At 63.9% G+C, this 18,737-nt stretch carries 17 protein-coding genes and 1 tRNA gene; 9 read left to right on the top strand and 9 right to left on the bottom strand.

All coding sequences use genetic code 11. The features are described 5' to 3' along the window. Positions 1-150 precede the first annotated feature (150 nt). The 6 genes from D4765_RS10870 to D4765_RS10845 all read left to right on the top strand — a co-directional run bounded on the left by D4765_RS10870 (position 151) and on the right by D4765_RS10845 (position 7,352). Positions 151-807, top strand: coding sequence for a hypothetical protein (locus tag D4765_RS10870; protein ID WP_136642324.1), 657 nt, complete (start codon positions 151-153; stop codon positions 805-807). 54 nt (positions 808-861) lie between these two features. Beyond that, positions 862-1,659, top strand: coding sequence for a YcnI family copper-binding membrane protein (locus D4765_RS10865; protein WP_136642323.1), 798 nt, complete (start codon positions 862-864; stop codon positions 1,657-1,659). Beyond that, positions 1,652-2,281, top strand: a complete 630-nt coding sequence (locus D4765_RS10860; RefSeq protein WP_201799291.1) for a copper resistance CopC family protein — start codon at positions 1,652-1,654, stop codon at positions 2,279-2,281. Before D4765_RS10865 ends, D4765_RS10860 begins: the two co-directional genes overlap by 8 nt. A 220-nt stretch (positions 2,282-2,501) precedes the next feature. Next, positions 2,502-3,632 carry an Rv2578c family radical SAM protein gene (locus D4765_RS10855; protein ID WP_136642322.1) on the top strand — a complete coding sequence of 377 codons (1,131 nt, stop codon included), beginning with the start codon at positions 2,502-2,504 and terminating at the stop codon, positions 3,630-3,632. An 18-nt stretch (positions 3,633-3,650) separates the two neighbouring features. Further along, positions 3,651-4,265, top strand: a complete 615-nt coding sequence (locus D4765_RS10850) for a thymidine kinase (protein ID WP_136642321.1) — start codon at positions 3,651-3,653, stop codon at positions 4,263-4,265. A 120-nt stretch (positions 4,266-4,385) separates the two neighbouring features. Beyond that, positions 4,386-7,352 (top strand): TolB-like translocation protein, encoded by a 2,967-nt coding sequence (locus tag D4765_RS10845; RefSeq protein WP_136642320.1) that lies wholly within the window; start codon positions 4,386-4,388, stop codon positions 7,350-7,352. A 108-nt stretch (positions 7,353-7,460) separates the two neighbouring features. Here D4765_RS10845 and D4765_RS10840 read toward each other — a convergent pair whose 3' ends face one another. The 5 genes from D4765_RS10840 to D4765_RS10820 form a co-directional block, all read right to left on the bottom strand. Continuing rightward, entirely contained in the window at positions 7,461-8,771 is a 1,311-nt protein-coding gene (locus D4765_RS10840) for an ADP-dependent glucokinase/phosphofructokinase (protein ID WP_237280384.1), read from the bottom strand. A 5-nt stretch (positions 8,772-8,776) separates the two neighbouring features. Further along, positions 8,777-9,634 (bottom strand): ketose-bisphosphate aldolase, encoded by an 858-nt coding sequence (locus D4765_RS10835; RefSeq protein WP_136642319.1) that lies wholly within the window; start codon positions 9,632-9,634, stop codon positions 8,777-8,779. A 49-nt stretch (positions 9,635-9,683) separates the two neighbouring features. Further along, positions 9,684-10,538 (bottom strand): carbohydrate ABC transporter permease, encoded by an 855-nt coding sequence (locus D4765_RS10830; protein WP_136642318.1) that lies wholly within the window; start codon positions 10,536-10,538, stop codon positions 9,684-9,686. Position 10,539: 1 nt separating this feature from the next. Next, on the bottom strand, positions 10,540-11,460 hold the full coding sequence (locus D4765_RS10825) for a carbohydrate ABC transporter permease (RefSeq protein WP_136642317.1): 921 nt from the start codon (positions 11,458-11,460) through the stop codon (positions 10,540-10,542). Positions 11,461-11,549: 89 nt separating this feature from the next. After that, entirely contained in the window at positions 11,550-12,836 is a 1,287-nt protein-coding gene (locus tag D4765_RS10820; RefSeq protein ID WP_136642316.1) for an ABC transporter substrate-binding protein, read from the bottom strand. Between the two features lie 231 nt (positions 12,837-13,067). On the opposite strand from D4765_RS10820, the gene D4765_RS10815 reads away from it, so the two are divergent. After that, complete coding sequence (locus tag D4765_RS10815) at positions 13,068-13,898, top strand: DeoR/GlpR family DNA-binding transcription regulator (protein WP_136642315.1); 831 nt, start codon at positions 13,068-13,070, stop codon at positions 13,896-13,898. 5 nt (positions 13,899-13,903) lie between these two features. Here D4765_RS10815 and D4765_RS10810 read toward each other — a convergent pair whose 3' ends face one another. The 4 genes from D4765_RS10810 to D4765_RS10795 all read right to left on the bottom strand — a co-directional run bounded on the left by D4765_RS10810 (position 13,904) and on the right by D4765_RS10795 (position 17,772). Then, positions 13,904-14,107, bottom strand: a complete 204-nt coding sequence (locus D4765_RS10810) for a hypothetical protein (RefSeq protein ID WP_136642314.1) — start codon at positions 14,105-14,107, stop codon at positions 13,904-13,906. 118 nt (positions 14,108-14,225) lie between these two features. Beyond that, positions 14,226-14,299, bottom strand: a tRNA-Pro gene (locus D4765_RS10805). Positions 14,300-14,363: 64 nt separating this feature from the next. Further along, the gene (locus D4765_RS10800) at positions 14,364-15,278 is read right to left on the bottom strand and encodes a metallophosphoesterase (protein ID WP_136642361.1); all 915 of its coding nucleotides are present in this window, start codon (positions 15,276-15,278) and stop codon (positions 14,364-14,366) included. A gap of 64 nt (positions 15,279-15,342) precedes the next feature. Further along, on the bottom strand, positions 15,343-17,772 hold the full coding sequence (locus D4765_RS10795) for a transglycosylase domain-containing protein (RefSeq protein WP_161580417.1): 2,430 nt from the start codon (positions 17,770-17,772) through the stop codon (positions 15,343-15,345). Between the two features lie 142 nt (positions 17,773-17,914). On the opposite strand from D4765_RS10795, the gene D4765_RS10790 reads away from it, so the two are divergent. Further along, on the top strand, positions 17,915-18,142 hold the full coding sequence (locus D4765_RS10790) for a Sp36 family protein (RefSeq protein ID WP_136642312.1): 228 nt from the start codon (positions 17,915-17,917) through the stop codon (positions 18,140-18,142). Beyond that, positions 18,139-18,684, top strand: coding sequence for a RidA family protein (locus D4765_RS10785; RefSeq protein ID WP_136642311.1), 546 nt, complete (start codon positions 18,139-18,141; stop codon positions 18,682-18,684). Before D4765_RS10790 ends, D4765_RS10785 begins: the two co-directional genes overlap by 4 nt. Positions 18,685-18,737 lie beyond the last annotated feature (53 nt).

Here is an 18,737-nt window from a genome sequence, read left to right as displayed (position 1 = left end):
GGCTCCTGCGGTGCGGTGCATCGACGCACGCGCGTCGTCGGCAACACAATATCGGCTGGGCCGTGCGGGAGGCTGTACGACAGGGCTGGGCTCTGTGTTCTACGCTTTGTAGACTGGGGCGAAAAGCGGCAGCACGACGGCAGGAGCGGCATGACGAGCAGAGCGGCACGGGTGCTCCGTGGGCTCATCTCCGCGGGCGTCTCGGTGTTCGTGGCCGCCCTCTCGCACGTGGCCGCCGGCGGCATGGCGCCCGGAACTGTGGGCCTCGCCCTGGCCCTCGCCGTCTCCAGCCTGGTGTGCGTGGCGCTCGCCGGCAAGCGCCTGTCGCTGCCCCGGCTGGCCCTCTCGGTGGCCTTCAGCCAGGTTGCGCTTCATCTGCTCTTCACCGTGGGCGCCGGCAGCGCTGCCCTGTCGCCCAGCGAACCGATGACCGGCGAGATGGCCGGCATGAGCCACGGCTCGGCCCTCGTCAGCATGCTCTTCGACCAGAGCGCGGCCGGAGCGGCGAGCATCGGGGCCGGCTCGGCGATGCAGCCCTGTTCATGGATGTGGCTCGCGCACGCCGTCGCCGCCCTCGTCACGATCGTGGCGCTTCGCCGTGGTGAGCTGGCGTTCTGGGGGCTGTACAACTCCGCTGCCCTTCGGGTGCGGCGGTTCAGGCAGCTGGTTTTCGTCGAACCGGCGACACCGGATGCCCGGGCGGTGCCGCACGGTACGCGGGCCCCCGATCATCCGCTCGACCTCGGCGTGTTTCTGGGTTCACTTCGGCATCGTGGCCCCCCGGTGTGGCAGCACGTCTCTGCGTAGACCCTGTTCACACTTGCCGGTCGCCCGAAGTGGCGGCTGAGAAACGGATTCACCATGAAGAAGATTTCGATCGCGCGCGCGATCTGCACCACGTCTGTTGCTTTCGCCCTCGCTGTGGGGGCTCCGCTTGCGGCCAGCGCCCACGTGCACGTCGACCCCGACCAGGCGGCGGCGGGCAGCTACAGCACTCTCACGTTCAAGGTTCCTACTGAGTCGGCCACGGCCAGCACGGTCAAACTCGAGGTCGATCTGCCCACCGACACTCCGTTCGGCAGCGTTTCGTACGAGCCGGTTGCCGGATGGACGACCGAAGTGACCTCGTCGACACTGGCCACGCCGGTGAAGACCGATGACGGCACGGTGACGGAGGCCCCCACGAAGATCACCTGGACGGCTACTGGTGCTGCCGCGGCAATCGCGCCGGGGCAGTTTCTGACGTTCGCCATCTCGGCGGGGCCCATACCCAGCACGGGAAGCATCGTGCTGCCGACGCACCAGACGTATTCTGATGGCAGCGTGGTCGACTGGGCCGAGCCGACGCCCGCTTCGGGGGTGGAACCGGAGAACCCGGCACCGACGGTGTACGTGAACGATGCGCCGCCGGTTGCGGCTGCTTCTTCGGGTGCCGGTGCCGGTGCCGGGGCTGGTGCGTCGGTGACGGCGACGGCGTCGCCGGGGGCTGCGGGAGCCGTCATGACGCAGGGGGCTGGCACGACTGCTGCTGCGGCGACGGGCGACGGTACGTCGGCGCTCGCGATCGGGCTCGGAATCGCGGGGCTGGCGCTCGGCGCCATCGCGCTCGTCGTCGCGGTGCTCGCGGTGACGAAGAAGCGCGGGGCGAACGTTGCGTAGTCGACGTACGGTTGCTGGGGTTCTGCTCGGTGCTGCGCTTGCGGGCGCGCTCGCTCTGGTTCCCGTGACCAGCGCCAGCGCCCACGACTACCTGGTGAGCAGCACGCCCACGGCCGACTCCACGGTCACGACGCCCCTCACCTCGGTCTCGCTGACGTTCAACGACCTGGTGCTCGACCTTTCGGGTGACAGCTCGTCGGCGATTCTCGAGGTGACGGGGCCGGATGCCCAGACCACGCACTACGAGACGGGGTGCGCGAGCATCCTGAGCCACGACGTGAGCGTGCCCGTGGCGCTGGGGGCAGCTGGCCGGTACACGATGACGTGGCAGATCGTGTCGTCAGACGGGCATCCGGTGTCGAATTCGATCGGGTTCACGTACAGCCCGCCCGCCGGAACCGCCGCGGCGATGGGCAGTGCCACCGCGCCCTCGTGCGGCGGGGCAGTCGACAATTCGCGCATCACGGCGCTGCCGAACGCGGCAGCGGGCGGGTCTGAGGCGGGGGTGAATGCGGTGCTGATCGTGTCGATTGCGGGTGTGATCGTGCTGCTCGCCATTGCGGGGGTCGCCGTTGTTCTCGTTCGTGCGCGGCGACGGGAACGGGCCTCGAAAAAACTCTGAAATCTTTTCAGAGTCGACCAATCCGATGGGGGGAGGGTTTCGAATCCCTTCCTGTGCAGAGAGTGAAGGCTCTAACTGCGATGGGGCCCGCACCTCTGCACACTTCTAGAAGTCAAGCGTTCTGTGCTGCTGACACCCCTCAGCCGCATGGAGCGCTTGATTTTGTTAACCCCGGTACGCGTAGCTTGCGCGACATTCGAAAGTATGTTCGAATGAGGGCATGCGGTGGAGTGGGCAGCAACTGGGTGTCGAGAACGACTCCGCCCTGCCCGGGCTCGCGCGGCTGAACAACCTGGTGCGTTCGGTTCAGACGCCCGAGTTCGCCGGGATGACCTTTCACGAGGTGGTGGCGAAGTCGGCGCTGAACAAGGTTCCGGGCCAGAGCGCCATGCCGTTCGGGTACACGATCAACCCCTACCGGGGCTGCAGTCATGCCTGCACGTACTGCTTCGCGAGACCAACGCACACATACCTCGACCTTGATGCCGGCACCGACTTCGACAGCCAGATCATCGTGAAGATCAACGTGGCCGAGGTGCTGCGGCGCGAGCTTGCGAAGCCCAGCTGGGGGCGGCATCCGGTGGCGCTCGGCACGAACACCGACCCGTACCAGCGGGCAGAGGGCCGCTACAAGCTGATGCCCGGCATCATTGAAGCGCTCGCGGCATCGGGCACGCCGTTCTCCATCTTGACCAAAGGTACGCTGCTGCGACGTGACCTCGGGTTGCTGGTCGAAGCGTCGCGGGCGGTTCCGGTCGACATCGCCATGTCGATCGCGGTGTACGACGACGAGCTGCAGCAGTCGATCGAGCCGGGCACGCCGTCGGCCAAGGCGCGGCTGGCCACGGTGCGGGCGGTTCGGGATGCCGGGCTTTCGTGTTCGGTTTTTCTGATGCCGATCATCCCGCACCTCACCGACACCACCACACACCTCGACCGTGCGCTGGCGATGGTGAAAGAGGCCGGGGCGACCGGCGTCATGTACTCGGCGCTGCACTTGCGGCCCGGGGTGAAGCCCTGGTTCATGCAGTGGCTGGGGCGGGAGCGTCCGGAGCTCGTGGCGGAGTACCGCTCGATGTACTTCGGGGCGTCGTCGTATGCGCCGAAGGAGTACCGCGCGTGGCTGGGACGGCGCATTCGGCCGCTCATGGCGCGGCATCGGCTCGACGGCGTGGAGGAGGGGTCGGGGGTGGCGCTGGCGGGCGCTCCGGGGCTGAAGTGGGCCGATGTGGCGAGCGGCACGGGCCGGTTCGACTCGTCGCGGCCGGCACATCGTCGTGATGCTTCTGTGTCGAGCGGCGATGGTGCGGACGGCACGGCTGGGGCTGGGCATCCGCCCACTCTGTTCTAAGGGCTTTAAGGTTGACAGGTGGCAAAACTCTATTTTCGGTACGGGGCTATGAACAGCGGCAAGAGCACGGCGCTGCTTCAGGCCGCCTACAACTATGAAGAGCGTGGGCACCGCGTGCTCATCGCGAAGCCGGCGACCGACACGAAAGGCGACCACGGTATCGTGTCGCGGCTCGGAGTGAACCGCGCGGTCGACTTTCTCATCGAGCCGGGTCAGTCGCTGCGTGAGGCGTTCTGGAGCCGGGCCGAAGCCGCTCCCGGCCCCGAACCCGTCAGCTGCCTGCTCATCGATGAGGCGCAGTTTCTGTCGCGTTCGCAGGTCGACGATGCCTTGCGCATCGCGTTGGTCGACGGCATCCCGGTTCTCGCGTACGGCATTCGCACCGACTTTCTGACCGCTGCATTCCCGGGCAGCCGGCGCCTGCTCGAAGTCGCGCACAGCCTCGAAGAACTCAAGACCATCTGCCGCTGCGGCCGCAAAGCCATCTTCAACGCCCGCCTCGTGAACGGCTTCTTCGTCTTCGACGGCGACCAGGTCGCCATCGACGGTGACCACGTGACCTACGAGTCGCTCTGCGGCGCCTGCTACCTCGAGGAGAGCGACGGTCGCCTCGGCGACCACGTGAGCGTCTGACGTCGCGCCGCGTGACCGTTGACGTCGGATGAAGTTGAGAATAAGTTGGTATTGGGCATAAGGTGAGGGGTCATCACTTCGGGGCACTCTGCCCGGGGGCCGCACCACGCTGGGAGTCTCGTGTCTGCTTCGTCTACGCATCGCATTGGGTCGTTCGGGCATGTGATCGCCGTCGCTGCTATTGCGTCGATCGCGCTGGTCGGATCGCTTGCAGCAGTGGCGATGAACGCCGCGGCATCCGTTCCCACGATCGGCACGACAGCGTTGGTGAGTGCTCACCTGCCGGCGGGCGGCAACGCCGACTCAGCCGTCTCCGCAATTTCTTCGAACGGGCGCTTTGTTGCGTTCGGTTCAACCGCGACGACCCTGACCTCGTCTGACTCCCACGGCCACCGACAGATCTTTCGCCGCGACACACTCACGGGCGAAATAGTGCTCGTGAGTGTGAATCTCACCGACGGTACGGGTGTGAACAACGACACCCAGTCGCCGAGTATCTCAGCCGACGGGCGATTCGTCTCGTATCTCACAGCGGCCACCGATGCCGTCACCGAAGATACCGGGGGTCACATCCAAGCGTTTGTCAGAGACCTGACGACCTCCACCACCATCTTGGCCAGCGTGAGCCAGACGGCCACGCCGGTAGGTGCCTCAGATGACGTGCTGCAGGCCGTGATCTCGGCAGACGCACACGACATCGCGTTCACGACAGCCGCGAGCAATCTGACGAGCGTCAGTACACATGGCTATTCGCAGGTCTTCGAGCGCGACGTGACAGCACATGCCACCTCGATGATCAGCCTGAGTGACGCTGGAATTCCGTCGGGCGGCGCTGGCGACTGCGCGGCCGGACTGGCGATCTCGAAGGACGGGAGTCGTATTGCCTTCGCCTCGGCCGCGACAGACCTGACGCCTTTCGCCACCCACAAATTTCGGCAGATCTATGTTCGAGACACAACTGCCTCTGCCACAACTCTCGTCAGCCTCGACAGAACCGGGTCGTCGGGAGCCGATGGCGACTCGGTGGGCGTGGCGATCTCGGAGAACGGAATCGTGTCGTTCTCTTCGTCAGCCACCGATCTCACCACCATTGCCACGGGCGGGCATCAGCAGGTGTATCGCCGTGACGTGAGCGCCGGATCCACCACTCTGCTGAGCCGCTCGACGGCAACCACACCGAGCGGGGGCGACTCTGATGCGGGCGGAATCGACATCAGCATCTCTGACGACGGAGGTCTCGTCACGTTCAGCTCGACTGCGACCGACCTCACTGATCCGCCTCAGGCAGGCCACGCTCAAATTTATTCTGCCGGCCTGTCAGGAGCGCCCGTCGTGCTCAGCCGGCGGGTGGGCTCGACGGCAGCAGGTGGTGACGACAATTCGTTCGGGGCCGTGGTGTCAGCGGACGGGTCGACGGTGACGTTCACTTCTGCGGCGAACGACGTCAGCTCCACTTCGTCGAATGGGTACCTTCAGGTTTACGCCGAAAAGGTCACGACCGGCACCACTGTCATGATGAGCACCGACCAGGCGGCGAATGCGACGGGTGGCGGAAACGCAGACTCGGTGCAGAGCTTCGTATCTCAGAACGGTCGCTTCGTCGCGTTCAACTCGAATGCGACCGACCTCGTGGTGGTGTCGACCGCCAGCCACCGGCAGGGTTACCTCCGTGACCAGTCAACCGGTGTGACGATTCTCGTGACGTCGGCCGCCGGCTCGGTCGACGGCGCAAACAGCGATTCAGAGGTCACGTCGATCTCGGCCGACGGTCGGTACGTGGTCTTCGAATCGGATGCGACCGATCTGACCGCGGTGCCGAGCGGTGGCCACAGCCAGATCTATGTGCGCGACACCGTGTTGAATACGACGAGCCTTGCCAGCGTGGCGGGAGTGGGCGTTGTGACTCCCACCGGAGCCAATGGTGATTCGCAATTCGGTGAGATCTCGGCCGATGGAAGCCATCTGGTCTTCGACTCGAAAGCTACAGACCTCACCTCAGACGCGACGGGCGGCTATGCGCAAGTGTTTGTGCGTGACCTCGTATCGGGCTCGACTCGACTAGCGTCAACGAGCATTGCGGCGGCTGCGACCGGCATGAATGCCGATGCGGATGGGGCACCATCGATTTCGGGTGACGGGGGCCTTGTGGTCTTCGCCACGCTCGCGAGCGATGTGACGAACATCGCGCCGGGAGCGTCGTCGCAGGTTTACGTGGCGGATGCGGCAGGCGGCCGGGCCAGACTGCTGAGCACGGCGCCCGGCAGCTCGTCGACTGCCGGTGATGGCGATTCGGTTCTGCCCGTGATCTCAGCCGACGGAACAACGGTCGCTTTTACGTCGAGGGCGCACCTTACAAGCACGGCAAACGGCGGGCACGCGGAGGTCTATCTCGAACGGCTGGCGAGCAGCGAACCGCAGATGATCAGCCTGGATCCGGCGGGTACGAGGGCGGCCGATGCCGATGCGGTTGCGACATCGGTCTCGGTGAATGGCGATTACGTACTGGTTCTCAGTGGTGCAGGCAACCTGTCGACGAAGCCCTCTTCGGGAAAGTCACAGGCGTACCGGTGGTCGGCGATTGCGCACGCGCTGGAGCTGGTCAGCGTCGACGCTGCTGGCGCTGCGGGTGCTCTCGACACGGTGATCGGCACGCTGTCTGCTGACGGCCTGCACGCTACGATGACAAGCTTCGCTCCACTCACGGGTGAACCGTCGACGCATCTGCAGGTGTTCGAACGTACGCTGGCCGTCGCGGTGCCTCCTTCTACGCCCACTCCTACTGAGACGGCCACTCCCACGACCACGTCTCAGCCTCCGGTGCCGGGTGGCGGTACGGGCGGGGGCTCCGGCGCAACAGGCGGTAGCGGGTCTGGTGGTAGTGGGCTTGGCGGTAGCGGATCGGATGGCAGCGGTGCGGGCGGCTCGGGGGGCGCCCTCGCTCAAACGGGGCTCGACGTCGCGCCCGTGGCGGCAGGCGGGCTCGTCGCGGTCGTCGCAGGCCTCACCATTGCTACTTTCGGCATTCTTCGGCGCCGCGCGCGCTCTCCTCGTGCCACCCCGCGATCGGGCGGCTCTGCGCGACGTTGAGTTGCGCCCACGTGTCGAGTTGGGCGCGAGAAGCAGCCGCAGGGCGCAACTCAACCACCGTTGAGTCGCATTTCGAAAAGCCTCGAGGGCATGGGTGCGCGAGGAGGGCTACAGCGCGCGGCCGCGACGAAGGGCCGCGATGAAGCCGCCCACGAAGGAGTCGCCGAGGCCGATGGTGGTGGGGGTGGGGTCGTCGAGCTGAAAGGCGGGGATGCAGACGATGGTTCGTGCAGCACCCAAGGGCGCGGATGCGTCGGGCAGGGCGGGCTCGGGCGTGGCCGCCTCGGGCGGGCCGCCGGGTGCCGAAACCGCCGGTGTGGCGGCCCCGGCTAGAGCCGGAGGCACGTCAGGCGAGAGCGCTGCCGCGACGGCAGCCCCGGCGGGGCTGACGCGCTCGGCGGCCATGCCGTCGTAGTCGGCGCGGGTGAAGCCGTCGCCGAAGCGGTAGCGGGTGCTCGCCATGAGGATGCCCCCACGCAGTGCCTCGCGGTAGAGCTCGGGGCGTTCGCCGATGGCGGCGCTGAAGTATTTGGTGTGCACAATCAGGTGACGTGCGGGGATAAGGCGGGCAACGTCGTCGAGCGCAGAGCGCACGGCGTGCGGGTCGAGCAGGTCGACCGGGTGGCCGAGGTGGGTCTCGAGTTCGTCTTCGTTCAGCGAGTACACGTCGATGGCGTCGAGCAGCGCGGCGCGCACGCGCGGGCTGAATTCGGGGCGGTGAAAGCCTGAGTCTTCGTAGAACACGGTCGAGCCGGGGGCCAGGCGAGACAGGGCTGAGCGCAGCTGGTCGAGGCGCTCGTCGAGGGCCTGGGCATCCTGCATCGAATTGAAGCCGGAGATGAGAAAGAGGGTCGCGGTGCTGAGTGCCGACGGCAGTTCGTCGCTGAGGTAGAGGGTCTGGTTGGGCGGGTCGTTCGAGTAGATGAGTCGGTTGGCATGGGTCGCGGTGAGCAGGGTGCCGCCGAGGCAGACGGTGGCTCCGACGGGAAACTGGATGATCAGGTGCGGGTCTGTGGTGTCGGTGACGGCGCTGCTGATGAAGTCGATTCCCGGCGGCAGCAGGCGCCGCACGTGGTCGTCGATGCTGACCAGGTGCAGCGTGCTGGTGACGCCGAGCACCCTCATGGCCAGCGCCGCCCGCACACCGGTGCCACCGAGGGTGACTCGGCTGGTGAAGCGGGCGGCGAAGGTTTCGACGATGCCGGAGGAGGCGACGAAGCGCTCTCCTCCGGAACCGGTCTTGAGCATCGCGAGAACCGACACCAGAAGGTCGCGTTCCGTGATGATCGGATGATCGGTGGTGAGCTCCGACACCGTGACGCCGTACTCGGCGGCGAGGCCTTCGAGAACAGCGGAGTTCCAGTCGATTTCGTAGTCGACCGTGCCGCCCAGGCCCAGTACGGTTTCGGAGCTCACCATGGCGGCTAGTACAGCTCAGCCTTGCCGGCGGCGTTGAAGAGGTCGATCTTGTGTGCGGCGACCTTCTTCATGGCAGCGATGGCCGGCGGCTGAATGGTATTCGGCTCGCGGAGGCTCTTGTTAGCGAGTTCAAGACGCATGGCGTCGTGGTATGCCGCCTTGATGTCGCTCGAGATGTTGATCTTGTTGATGCCGTATTTCACGGCCTCGGCGATCTCGGAGTCGGGGTTGTTCGACCCGCCGTGCAGCACCAGGGGGATGGGCAGCAGAGCCTTGATCTGCTGCAACAGGTCGATGCGGAGCTTCGGCTCGAGGTCTTGCGGGTACAGGCCGTGGCTCGTTCCGATGGCGATGGCCAGGCTGTCGACGCCGGTCAGCTTGACGAAGTCGACGGCTTCTGCGGGAACGGTGTAGATGATCTCCCCGCCCTCTTCGGCCTCTTCGTCGAGCTTACCGATCGTACCCAGTTCGCCCTCGACCGAGAGGCCGACGTCGTGCGCCGTGTCGACGACGCGCTTGGTCACGGCCACGTTCTCGTCGAACGGGAGCATCGACTTGTCGATCATCACCGACGTGAAGCCGGCCTGAATCGCCGTGAGCATCTGCTCGTACGAGCCGCCGTGATCCCAGTGGATGGCCACGGGAACGCTCGACTTGTGGGCACGCTCGCGAATGGCGAGAATCGCCTCGACGCCAAGGTGGCTGACCTCATCCGGGTGAATGGCGATGATCATCGGGGCGTTCTTTTCTTCGCTGATCTCGAAGAGGCCGTTCATCATGGCGTAATCGCTGACATTGAACGCCGGCACGGCGAAGTTGTTGGCATTCGCGACAGCGAGTAGGTCTTTACCGTTCATCAACATTGCGGGTATTGCTCCTTAGTGGGGGATGGTGCGACGGATGCCGCGAAGCTCAGCTTTTGACTGAGCCAGAGGTGAGGCCACCGATGAAGTAGCGCTGAAAAACGAGGAAGAGAATGAGAACCGGGATGCTGCCGAGAATGGAGATGGCCATCATCTGGTTCCAGTGGTAAGTGTTCTGGCCGATCAGCAGCTGGATTCCGACGGGCACCGTACGCAGGTCGTTGGTGCGCGTCAGGGTCAGTGCGAACAGGTACTCGTTCCACGAGATCATGAACGTGTACACCGCGACAGAGACGATGCCGGGCACTGAGATGGGTACGAGGATGCGCCACAGCGCTGTCCACGCACCGGCCCCGTCGACCTTGACAGCTTCGTCGAGCTCTTTCGGCAGGGTGTTGAAGTACGCCGTCATCATGATGATCGCGTAGGGCAGCGTGAACACGATGTAGGTGAGAATCAGGCCGGCATAGGTGTTGTACAGACCGAGCGAGACCATCAACCCGAAGAACGGGATGATGAGCGCGATCGGCGGCACAGCCTGGGTGCCGATGATGATGACGTTCAGCACCTTCTTGCCACGAAACTCGTACCGACTGAACGCATATGCCGCCAGGATGGCGAACACCACTGTGAGCGCGGTCACCGAGAGTGCGACGACGTAGCTGTTGATGAAGAAACGAATCTCTTCGGGGTCGCCCAGCACGGCGAGGTAGGCATCGAAGCTGAACCCCTCGGTGATGAGTTTCGGCGGGTACGCGAAGATCTCGGTGTTCGTCTTGAACGAGCTGATGAGCATCCAGAACACCGGGAAGCCAGCAAAGACACCGCCGGCCAGCAGACCGATGGCGAGCGCGATGCGCAGCCCGATCTTGCGCGGGCGGCGGTGAGGTGTGACGGTAGCCATGTCAGCTCTCCGATCGTTGTGAGCGCACGTAGAAGATGGCGACGATGAGCGAGAAGATCAGCACGATCACGGCGCTCGTTGCGGCCATCGAGAAGTCGAAGCCCGTGAAGGCGAGCTTGTAGGTGAAGGTGCTCAGCATCTCGGTGACGCTGATGGGCCCGCCGCCGGTGGTGAGCCAGATGAGGGCGAACTGCTGGGTGGTCCAGAGCACATCGAGCATGGCCATCGAGATGATGATGGGCCGCAGTTGCGGCAGCGTGACACTCAGAAACTGTTGGAATCCGGATGCACCGTCGACCCGTGCCGCCTCATACAGATCAGCGGGCACGCCCTGCAGGCCTGCGAGAAGGCTGATCATGAAGAACGGATACCCCGCCCAGATGTTCATGACCGTCACGGCGAACAACGCTGCTCCCGGGTCGCCGAACCAGGCGATGGGGCTGCCGGCGAGGTGAACGGCCTGCAACAGGTAGTTGACGACGCCCTGCGGGTCGAGCAGCAACCGCCACAAGACGGCGATGATCGCCGCTGTGAACAGCCACGGCAGAATATAGATGACCCTGAAGATGGCTCGTGGCACCGAACCCAGTAGCCGCGAGTTGAGCATCAGTGAGAAGCCCAACCCGATGAGCAGATGGGCGACAACGCTCGAGACGGTGAAGACGAGAGTGTTGAAGGCCGCGTTCCAGAAGTCTGGATTCGTCAGGAGTGTGACGTAGTTGGTGATGCCGGTGAACGGTGCATCTTTGCTGGTGATCGAGCCGGTCGAGACCGAGTAGCTGATCACCAAGACGATGGGCACCACCATCAGTGCGATGAGGAGAATCGCGGTGGGGGCGACGAATCCGTAGGGAGTGGCTTTTCTCGCCAGCCGCGACGATCCGAACCGCGACGATACTCGCCCTGTTCGTAGAGCTGTCATGACCGTTCTTTCTTCAAGAGGGGGCGGTCGCGCCACGGAATCTGTGAGACCTGTGGCGCGACCGAACTGCACCGGTGTGGCTCGGCGGGCTAGAAGGCTTTCTTCCAGCTCGCCTGGGTTGCCGAGAGCATGTCGCTCACACTGCCGTCACCATTCAGGGTCTTCTGAAAAGCGGTGTCGAAGTCGCGCATGAGCTGGTCGGAGGTGGGCAGGCCCACGAACTCATTGGCGGGGTAGCCGGCCTGGTAGATCTTGAAGGCCTGTTCGTACAGCGGGTCAGACCCGGTGAAGTCGGGCGTCGCCGTGCTGTTGCCGGGGAAGCCGTGGGCCAGGCTCGACACGTTGGCGTTCACGTCTTTGCTCATCAGGTACTGCACGAACTTCCACGCTTCAGCCTTGTGAGCCGACTTGTCTGAGACACCGATGCCCCAGGATGCGTACGGAATGCCGCGTTTGCCCGTGTAACCATCTGTCGCCGGAATGGCGGAGATGCTGAACTTCAGGTTCGGGTTCGCCTTCTGAATGGTCGTGATGTGCGCCAGCGAGTCGACCATCATGCCGACCTGGCCGTTCGTGAACTGGGTGACCTTGTCGGGCTCCTGCAGCGTGAACGTGCCGTCAGCGACAACCTTCGCGTCGTAGAGCGACTTCACGTAGTTGACGGCACTCGAGACGCCGTCGTTGGTGAGGTCGGGCTGACCGTCTTTCATCATGCTGCCGCCCGATGCCCAGAGCCACGACATGACATCGTTCTGTACACCGTTGGGGTTCGTTGTTCCCAGCGGCAGGATCCAGCCCTTCGCTGAGGTCTTGGCCGAAATCGCCTTGGCGTCGGCCAGGAACTCGTCTCGCGTCGCCGGCGGAGTCGTGACCCCGGCCTGTGCGAGCAGAGCGTCGTTCGTGAACAAGGGGTACACGAAGTTGACCACGGGGATCATGTACGTGGAGCCTTTGATCTGCACCTGGCTTGAAAGCTGGCTGGCGTCGTAGCTGGTCGACGTCATCTCGGTGCTGAGGTTGTCGAGGGCGCCCTGTTTGACGAGGTTGTTCACCCAGGCACCGTCGAGGCCGACAACGTCGGCCAGGGTGCCAGAGACGCCGGCAGTTGTGGTCTGGTCTTGCAGCGTTGAGTACGGCTGGGTAAGGAGGTTGACCGTGATGTTGGGGTTCGCGGCCTCAAAACTGGTGACGATCTTCTGCAGATCGCCGTCGGGGAGCTCAGAGCCCCACCACTGGGAGAAATCGATGGATACTTTGCCATCTGCACTTGTTGACCCCCCGCCGCCGCTGCTGCATGCGGTGGCGAGTAGTACCGTCATCGTCGCGAGGGCTACCCCTGCGATTTTGACCCGACGGCCTCGAGCGACGTTGCTCATGTTCATCCAATCTTCGGTGATTGCGGTTGCGGTAAGAACTATTGCTGTTTTATGCGGATTAGCGCAGAATCTGATGTTATTCGCTGATTGATGCGGCGTCAATAAGGAAATAGCAGCAAAAGACAGCAAATGTCGGCTCGATCGGATGCTGAATGCTGAGTGTGAGTTCTTTGGGTGTCAAGAAACGCATAAATACGCGCACGAGCGCAACAAGCTGCTAGACATACCTGTATGAGCGAGAGTCTTGCATTTGAGAAGAGTGCGCAAACCGTCCGTCTGCCTGCGGGCCGCAAGGCCGAGATCGCCGCGTTCGTGACGGAGGTCGACCAGGTCACCGTTGCCATGCTCTCTGCACGCTTCGGTGTGTCGTCAGACACGATTCGCCGTGATCTTGACCACCTGGATGCTGATGGCATTCTGGTGCGAACCCACGGCGGGGCGGTGAGCCGGTCGGCCATGCTCGTCACCGAGAAGAAGCTCGATGTGCGCATGCAGCTGCACACCTCGGCAAAAGAGAAGATCGGTGAGCTTGCTGCGAACCTCGTCGACAATGCGTCGGTGATCATGATCAACGCGGGCACGACGTGCCTGGCCGTGGCCCGGCACCTCGGCAACCATCGCGAACTCACCATCGCAACCAACAACCTGCGGGTTCCGGCGGAGGTGTCGCCCAAAGCGGTGAATGACCTCTACCTGTTCGGCGGCGCCGTTCGGTTGGCCGGCCAGTCGACCGTCGGGCCCGTCAGCTTTCGGGTCGCTGGCCGTGACAGCGACCTCGAGCTGCGCTGCGACCTCGCGCTGATCTCGGTCGGCGCGGTCTCGGCCGACGGGGGGTACTCGACCAGCAATGTGGGCGAGGCCGTGATGATGGGCGAAATGATCTCACGGGCATCCCGCGTAGCCATTCTCGCTGACTCGTCGAAGTTCGGTGCGCCCCTGTTCGCGCGCATAGCCGATCTCGGCAGTGCCGACTACCTCGTGACCGACAAGGAGCCGCCAGCCGACATCGCGGCTGCGCTGCAGCGACACGGAGTGACGGTCATCCTGCCCGACGGTGTGTGACGGCGCTAGCGGGTGACGGCTGCCACCACCAGTGCAGCGGTACCACCGGCCACCAGAACGACGGCGGCGACCCTAACGGCCAGATTGTGCGTGAAGCGTTGCCACGGGGTGCTGAGCTCCGGGCGGTAGAACTGGCCGCGCCGGTGAGCCTTCTTCTCGCGGTTCGCGCTCGAACCGTGGGTTTTGGTGTCGGGTGTGTGATTGCTCATCGAAAACGCTCTCATTACGGTGGTTCTGTAAGGCCACGATAAGAAATTCGGAGTAAGCGTGGGAACGGATTGGTTGCCAAAGAAAAAGGGCCGGGAATGATCCCGGCCCTTACATTTGTCGGGGTAACAGGATTTGAACCTGCGACCTCGTCGTCCCGAACGACGCGCGCTACCAAGCTGCGCCATACCCCGATCGATACCCGGGCTGTTTTACCGGCCCGAACAACCTATTTAGAATAGCTGATTTTTCTGACCTTCATTGCACGGGGGTCAAGGTCAGCAGGGTTGCCTCAGGAAGGCAGGCAAACCGTACGGGGGCATAGATGGATGTTCCGAGCCCGGCTGAGACGTTCAGGTAGGCCGAACGGCGGCCGTTTCGCCACGTGCTGAGCCCCTTCACCTGTCTGCGCGGAATATCGCAGTTGGTGACCAGGGCACCGAAACCCGGCACGCAGACCTGGCCGCCGTGTGTGTGGCCGGCGAACATGAGCTCGGCGCCGTTGTTGACGAATGAGTTCAGTACGCGCTGGTAGGGGGCATGCGCCACGCCGATGGTGAGAGTCTGGCCTGTTCCCTGGCGGGGCGAGTTCTCGTTGCGGTTCGAGTCGTCATCGTTCTCTTCGCGCATCTCGTCGAGGGCGCGGGGAATGAGGGCGAGCTTGTCGTACTGCCGGTGGGGGTCGTCGACGCCGAAGAACTCGATGTGGGTGCCGTTGATGTCGAGGGTTGCCGCTTGGTTGTTGAGATCTTTCCAACCAAGGGCGGCGAAGATGGCCTGCTCGCGTTCGAGGTCGAGCTTCACCGGCTCCGGCGACGAGTTGGATGGGCCCATGAAGTACCGGAACGGGTTGCGAAAGCCGGGTGCCCAGTAGTCGTTGCTGCCGTTCACGAAGACACCGGGGATGCCGTGGAAAGGTGCGAGGGTGTGGGTGAGGGCGTCGTAACTGTCGGTGTGCCCAAGGTTGTCGCCGGTGTTGACGATGAGGTCGGGCTCCAGGGCCGCGAGAGCGCGCACCCAGCGCTGCTTCTCGTGCTGCCAGGGGGCGAGGTGCAGGTCGCTGAGGTGCAGCACGGTGAGCGGTGTCGCGCCGCGCGGGAGCACGGGGGCATCCACTCTTCGTAGTGTGAAGAGGTTACGTTCGACAAGCGTGCCCCATGCGAGCGCACCCATCCCGGCGGCGGCTGACCACCCGAGGGTGGTCAGCGCCACGCGGGTGACAGACGTCACCGCAGCCTTACTTCTTCGGGCAGACCACAACAGCGACGGTGGTCGTCGACTTGTTGTAGGAGCCCGCGCCGGGGTTCTGGCTGACGATGGTGTCACTCGTGCACTTCGGGTCTGGGCTCACGGTGGTGGTGACGTTCCAGCCGGCCAGGGCTGCGGCGGCGGCTGCCGTGGATTGGCCGGTGGTGTCACCGAGGGGGGTGAGCTTGCCGTTGCTGGTGTAGGCGGTGACGCTGGAGCCCTTAGCCACGCTGGAACCGGCCGACGGGTTGGTGTTTGCGACCTGACCCGCGGGTTTGTCGGAGTCGACCTGGCCGCCGTCACTGAAGCCGAAGCCCGCTGATGTGAGTTTGGACTGGGCTTGGTCGATGGTGCCGCCGGAGACGTCGGGAACGGTGGCCGTTGCCGTCTTGGTGAGGCTCGAGTCGGGCTGTGGGAAGCTGTCGCCGCCATAGGCGTCTGCTGTGCCCTTGTAGAACTGCTTCCAGACATAGAGCCGCGAGTAGCCGCTGCCGACCGCTTGCCCGTTGTTGCCGGTGACGGTGGTGTGTCTGATCGAGACCGAGCCATTGACGTTGCCGACCCATGATGCAGACACGAGTTTCGAGGTGCCTCCGACGATCCAAACGTCTTTCTCGATGTCAGTAGTACCAGTCTTGCCGAAGTGCGGGGTGCCGTCGTTCGGGTTTCCTGTTGTTGCCGTGCCGTTTTGCACAACGCTCTGCATTGCGTACAGTGCAGCAGCGGCGATTTTCGGGTCGATGGCCTGCGTGCAGGTCGTCTTTGGAACGTCAACGGCGGCACCGGTCGCGTCAGTGATGCTCGAAATAGCGACGGGGGTGCAGAAAGCTCCCTTGTTGGCGACACCCGCGTAAGCCGCGGCCATAGTCAGAGGTGCGACCTCGTTGCCACCGAGAATCGTGGCGTACAACCCTGTATCCATTGGCTTGCCGCTGGCCCGGTGCATACCGAACGAAGAAGCGATTGCATTGATGTCACACAAGTCAAGCTGTGTTGCCATATTCAAGAAGGCATTGTTGACGGAGTCGTCGAACTGGGTCAGCACGGAGGCGCGGCCGCCAGCTTCGCCAGCATCGTTTCCTGCCGTGTATACCCCGTTCACCGTGTCACCGCAGCTGTTGTGGATATTGGCTGTCGTGAACTTCTGGTTATTGGCGCCGTTGACGATGTCGCCCAGTGAATGGCCGGTTTTCAACCAGTCGAGGATGACGAAGAGCTTACTCGTCGAGCCGTTCTGAAAGCCCGTTGAGCCACCGAAAGCAGAGTCGGTGCTGTAGTTCACCGCTGTGTTTGTCGCAGGATCGGCCGATGGGTCTTGGCTGTAGGTCTTGTTCTGAGCCATAGCCAGAATCTTGCCGGTACCGGGTTCAACCGTCACGAACGCGCCACCGATGTCGACGCTGCTCATCGACTGGGGCACGTAATCACTGACAGCTGTGTTGGCGGCAGCCTGAAGGTTCGTGTCGAGGGTCGTATAGATCTTGTAACCACCGGTGTTCAGATTGTGGTCACGCTCATCTTGGGTGGCACCGAAGGTGGGGTCTTGCTCGATGATGCGCTTCACGTAGTCGCAGAAGAAACCGGCGCCGTTCGAGGCGGTCTGGCAGCCGGTGGAAGGCGGTGTGATGTGCGGCTCGACAGGAGTGGCGACGGCAGCGTCGAACTCGGTCTGCGAGATGGCGTGCTCTTTGAGCATCGACGCGAGAACGTCTTTGTCTCGCCGGTCTTTGTTGGCCTGGATCTTGGTGGGATCGTCGATGCGAAGACCCTCAGGTTCGTTGACCATGGCGGCGAGGCTCGCGGCCTGCGCGATGGAGAGCGAGTCGGCGTTGACGTTGAAGAAGTACCGAGAAGCCGCCTGGATGCCGTAGATCTGGCCTCCGAAGAGTGCGATGTTCATGTAGCCGAGCAGGATGTCGTCTTTCGAATACTCCTTCTCGAGACCGATGGCAAGCTTCATCTCTTTGAGCTTGCGGTCTGTCGTGGTGGCCGTGGCGTCGTCGTAGGCGGCCTTCTGGGCGACCGGGTCGGAGATGGCCTCGGCGCGTTGCACCAGGATGTTCTTCACATACTGCTGAGAGATGGTCGAGGCGCCAGAGGTGATACCGCCCGACACGGTGTTCGCGACGAGTGCGCGAACGGTGCTCTGAACATCCATGCCCCCGTGCACATAGAAACGCGGGTCTTCTGTTGACACGATGGCGTCTTTGAAGTTCTGCGAGATGTCGGTCCAGCCGACCGTCTGGCGGTTCTGGTCGAAGAACGAGGCGAGCAGCACGTCAGAGCCGTCGGCGTTCTTCGCATAGATGCTGGAGGTCTGTGAGAGAGCGTCGGGCTTGATGTAGCTCGGGAGGTTCTCGAAGACGCCGATGGTGTTGTTCGCGGCGAGACCGGTGACGGCGAGAGCGGGCGTGACCATAGCAGTGACCAAGACACCAGCGATGGCGCTAATGCCTACAAGGCCCAGTAAGGCTCCGACCGCGCCGCTAACCTTACGTTTGGGGGCAGACATATGATCGACCCTAGGTGACAAACCTGAAAAAGTGCCAGAAGGAGACCCCGTGACTACGTGGGAATACGTGACCACACCGCTGATGATTCACAATACGGCGGCCATTCTGAACAACTGGGGCTCTGACGGGTGGGAGCTCGTTCAGATCGTCACCAATGAGCAGGGCGGCATTGTGGCCTATCTGAAGCGGCCGTTGCAGGGTGCTGAGCCAGCCGCTGCCGCTGCGTCGGCTGCCGCTGCGGCCGGCTCGTGGAAGACCGAAGGCGACGCGTCATGAGCACTGTGAGCGAGAGGCTCGCCGAGCTGGGAATCGAGATTCCGGCTGTGTCGCCGCCGGCCGGGGCGTACACGCCCGCTGTCATTGCGGGGTCGATGGTCTACACGGCCGGGCAGCTGCCGTTTGTGAACGGGGTGCTCAGCCAGACCGGCAAGGTCGGGGTTCTGGGCGGCTCGAGTGGAGCATCCGGTGCCGGTGCCGGTGCCGGTGCCGGTGCCGGCGCCATGTCGTCGGGCGGCGCGCTGCGTCTCGTCGACCCGTCAGATGCGAAGGCGTTCGCCCAGACGGCCGCGATCAACGCTCTGGCCGCGGTGCAGAGCGTGATCGGCTCGCTCGATCGGGTGACGCAGGTGGTCAAGGTCACCGGTTTCGTGGCGTCAGACCCGTCGTTCACCGGTCAGCCGGGCGTGATCAATGGCGCCTCGGAGTTCTTGGTCGACGTGTTCGGGGCGGCGGGCATCCACGCTCGTTCGGCTGTGGGTGTCGCCGTTCTGCCGCTCGACTCGCCCGTCGAGGTGGAGCTCATCGTCGCGTTCGAGTGACCGGATGCCCGGGGCCGGGTTGCCCGTGCCCCCGGCTCCCGGCCTCCCGCCCC

Origin of the sequence: Subtercola vilae, from assembly GCF_004923255.1 — a bacterium.
GTDB classification, from domain to species: Bacteria; Actinomycetota; Actinomycetes; order Actinomycetales; family Microbacteriaceae; genus Subtercola; species Subtercola vilae.
The sequence above is the reverse complement of the archived record's forward strand: the minus strand, read 5'-3'. Positions and strand labels throughout refer to the sequence as shown.

Bases quoted from the DNA above. Each gene is read 5' to 3' on its own strand.
- D4765_RS10835 (WP_136642319.1), bottom strand. From the start codon at position 9,634: ATGTTGATGAACGGTAAAGACCTACTCGCTGTCGCGAATGCCAACAAC.
- D4765_RS10800 (WP_136642361.1), bottom strand. From the start codon at position 15,278: ATGGGTGCGCTCGCATGGGGCACGCTTGTCGAACGTAACCTCTTCACA.
- D4765_RS10810 (WP_136642314.1), bottom strand. From the start codon at position 14,107: ATGAGCAATCACACACCCGACACCAAAACCCACGGTTCGAGCGCGAAC.
- D4765_RS10795 (WP_161580417.1), bottom strand. From the start codon at position 17,772: ATGGTCACGCCCGCTCTCGCCGTCACCGGTCTCGCCGCGAACAACACC.
- D4765_RS10815 (WP_136642315.1), top strand. From the start codon at position 13,068: ATGAGCGAGAGTCTTGCATTTGAGAAGAGTGCGCAAACCGTCCGTCTG.
- D4765_RS10855 (WP_136642322.1), top strand. From the start codon at position 2,502: ATGCGGTGGAGTGGGCAGCAACTGGGTGTCGAGAACGACTCCGCCCTG.
- D4765_RS10840 (WP_237280384.1), bottom strand. From the start codon at position 8,771: ATGGTGAGCTCCGAAACCGTACTGGGCCTGGGCGGCACGGTCGACTAC.
- D4765_RS10830 (WP_136642318.1), bottom strand. From the start codon at position 10,538: ATGGCTACCGTCACACCTCACCGCCGCCCGCGCAAGATCGGGCTGCGC.
- D4765_RS10825 (WP_136642317.1), bottom strand. From the start codon at position 11,460: ATGACAGCTCTACGAACAGGGCGAGTATCGTCGCGGTTCGGATCGTCG.
- D4765_RS10785 (WP_136642311.1), top strand. From the start codon at position 18,139: ATGAGCACTGTGAGCGAGAGGCTCGCCGAGCTGGGAATCGAGATTCCG.
- D4765_RS10865 (WP_136642323.1), top strand. From the start codon at position 862: ATGAAGAAGATTTCGATCGCGCGCGCGATCTGCACCACGTCTGTTGCT.
- D4765_RS10870 (WP_136642324.1), top strand. From the start codon at position 151: ATGACGAGCAGAGCGGCACGGGTGCTCCGTGGGCTCATCTCCGCGGGC.
- D4765_RS10820 (WP_136642316.1), bottom strand. From the start codon at position 12,836: ATGAGCAACGTCGCTCGAGGCCGTCGGGTCAAAATCGCAGGGGTAGCC.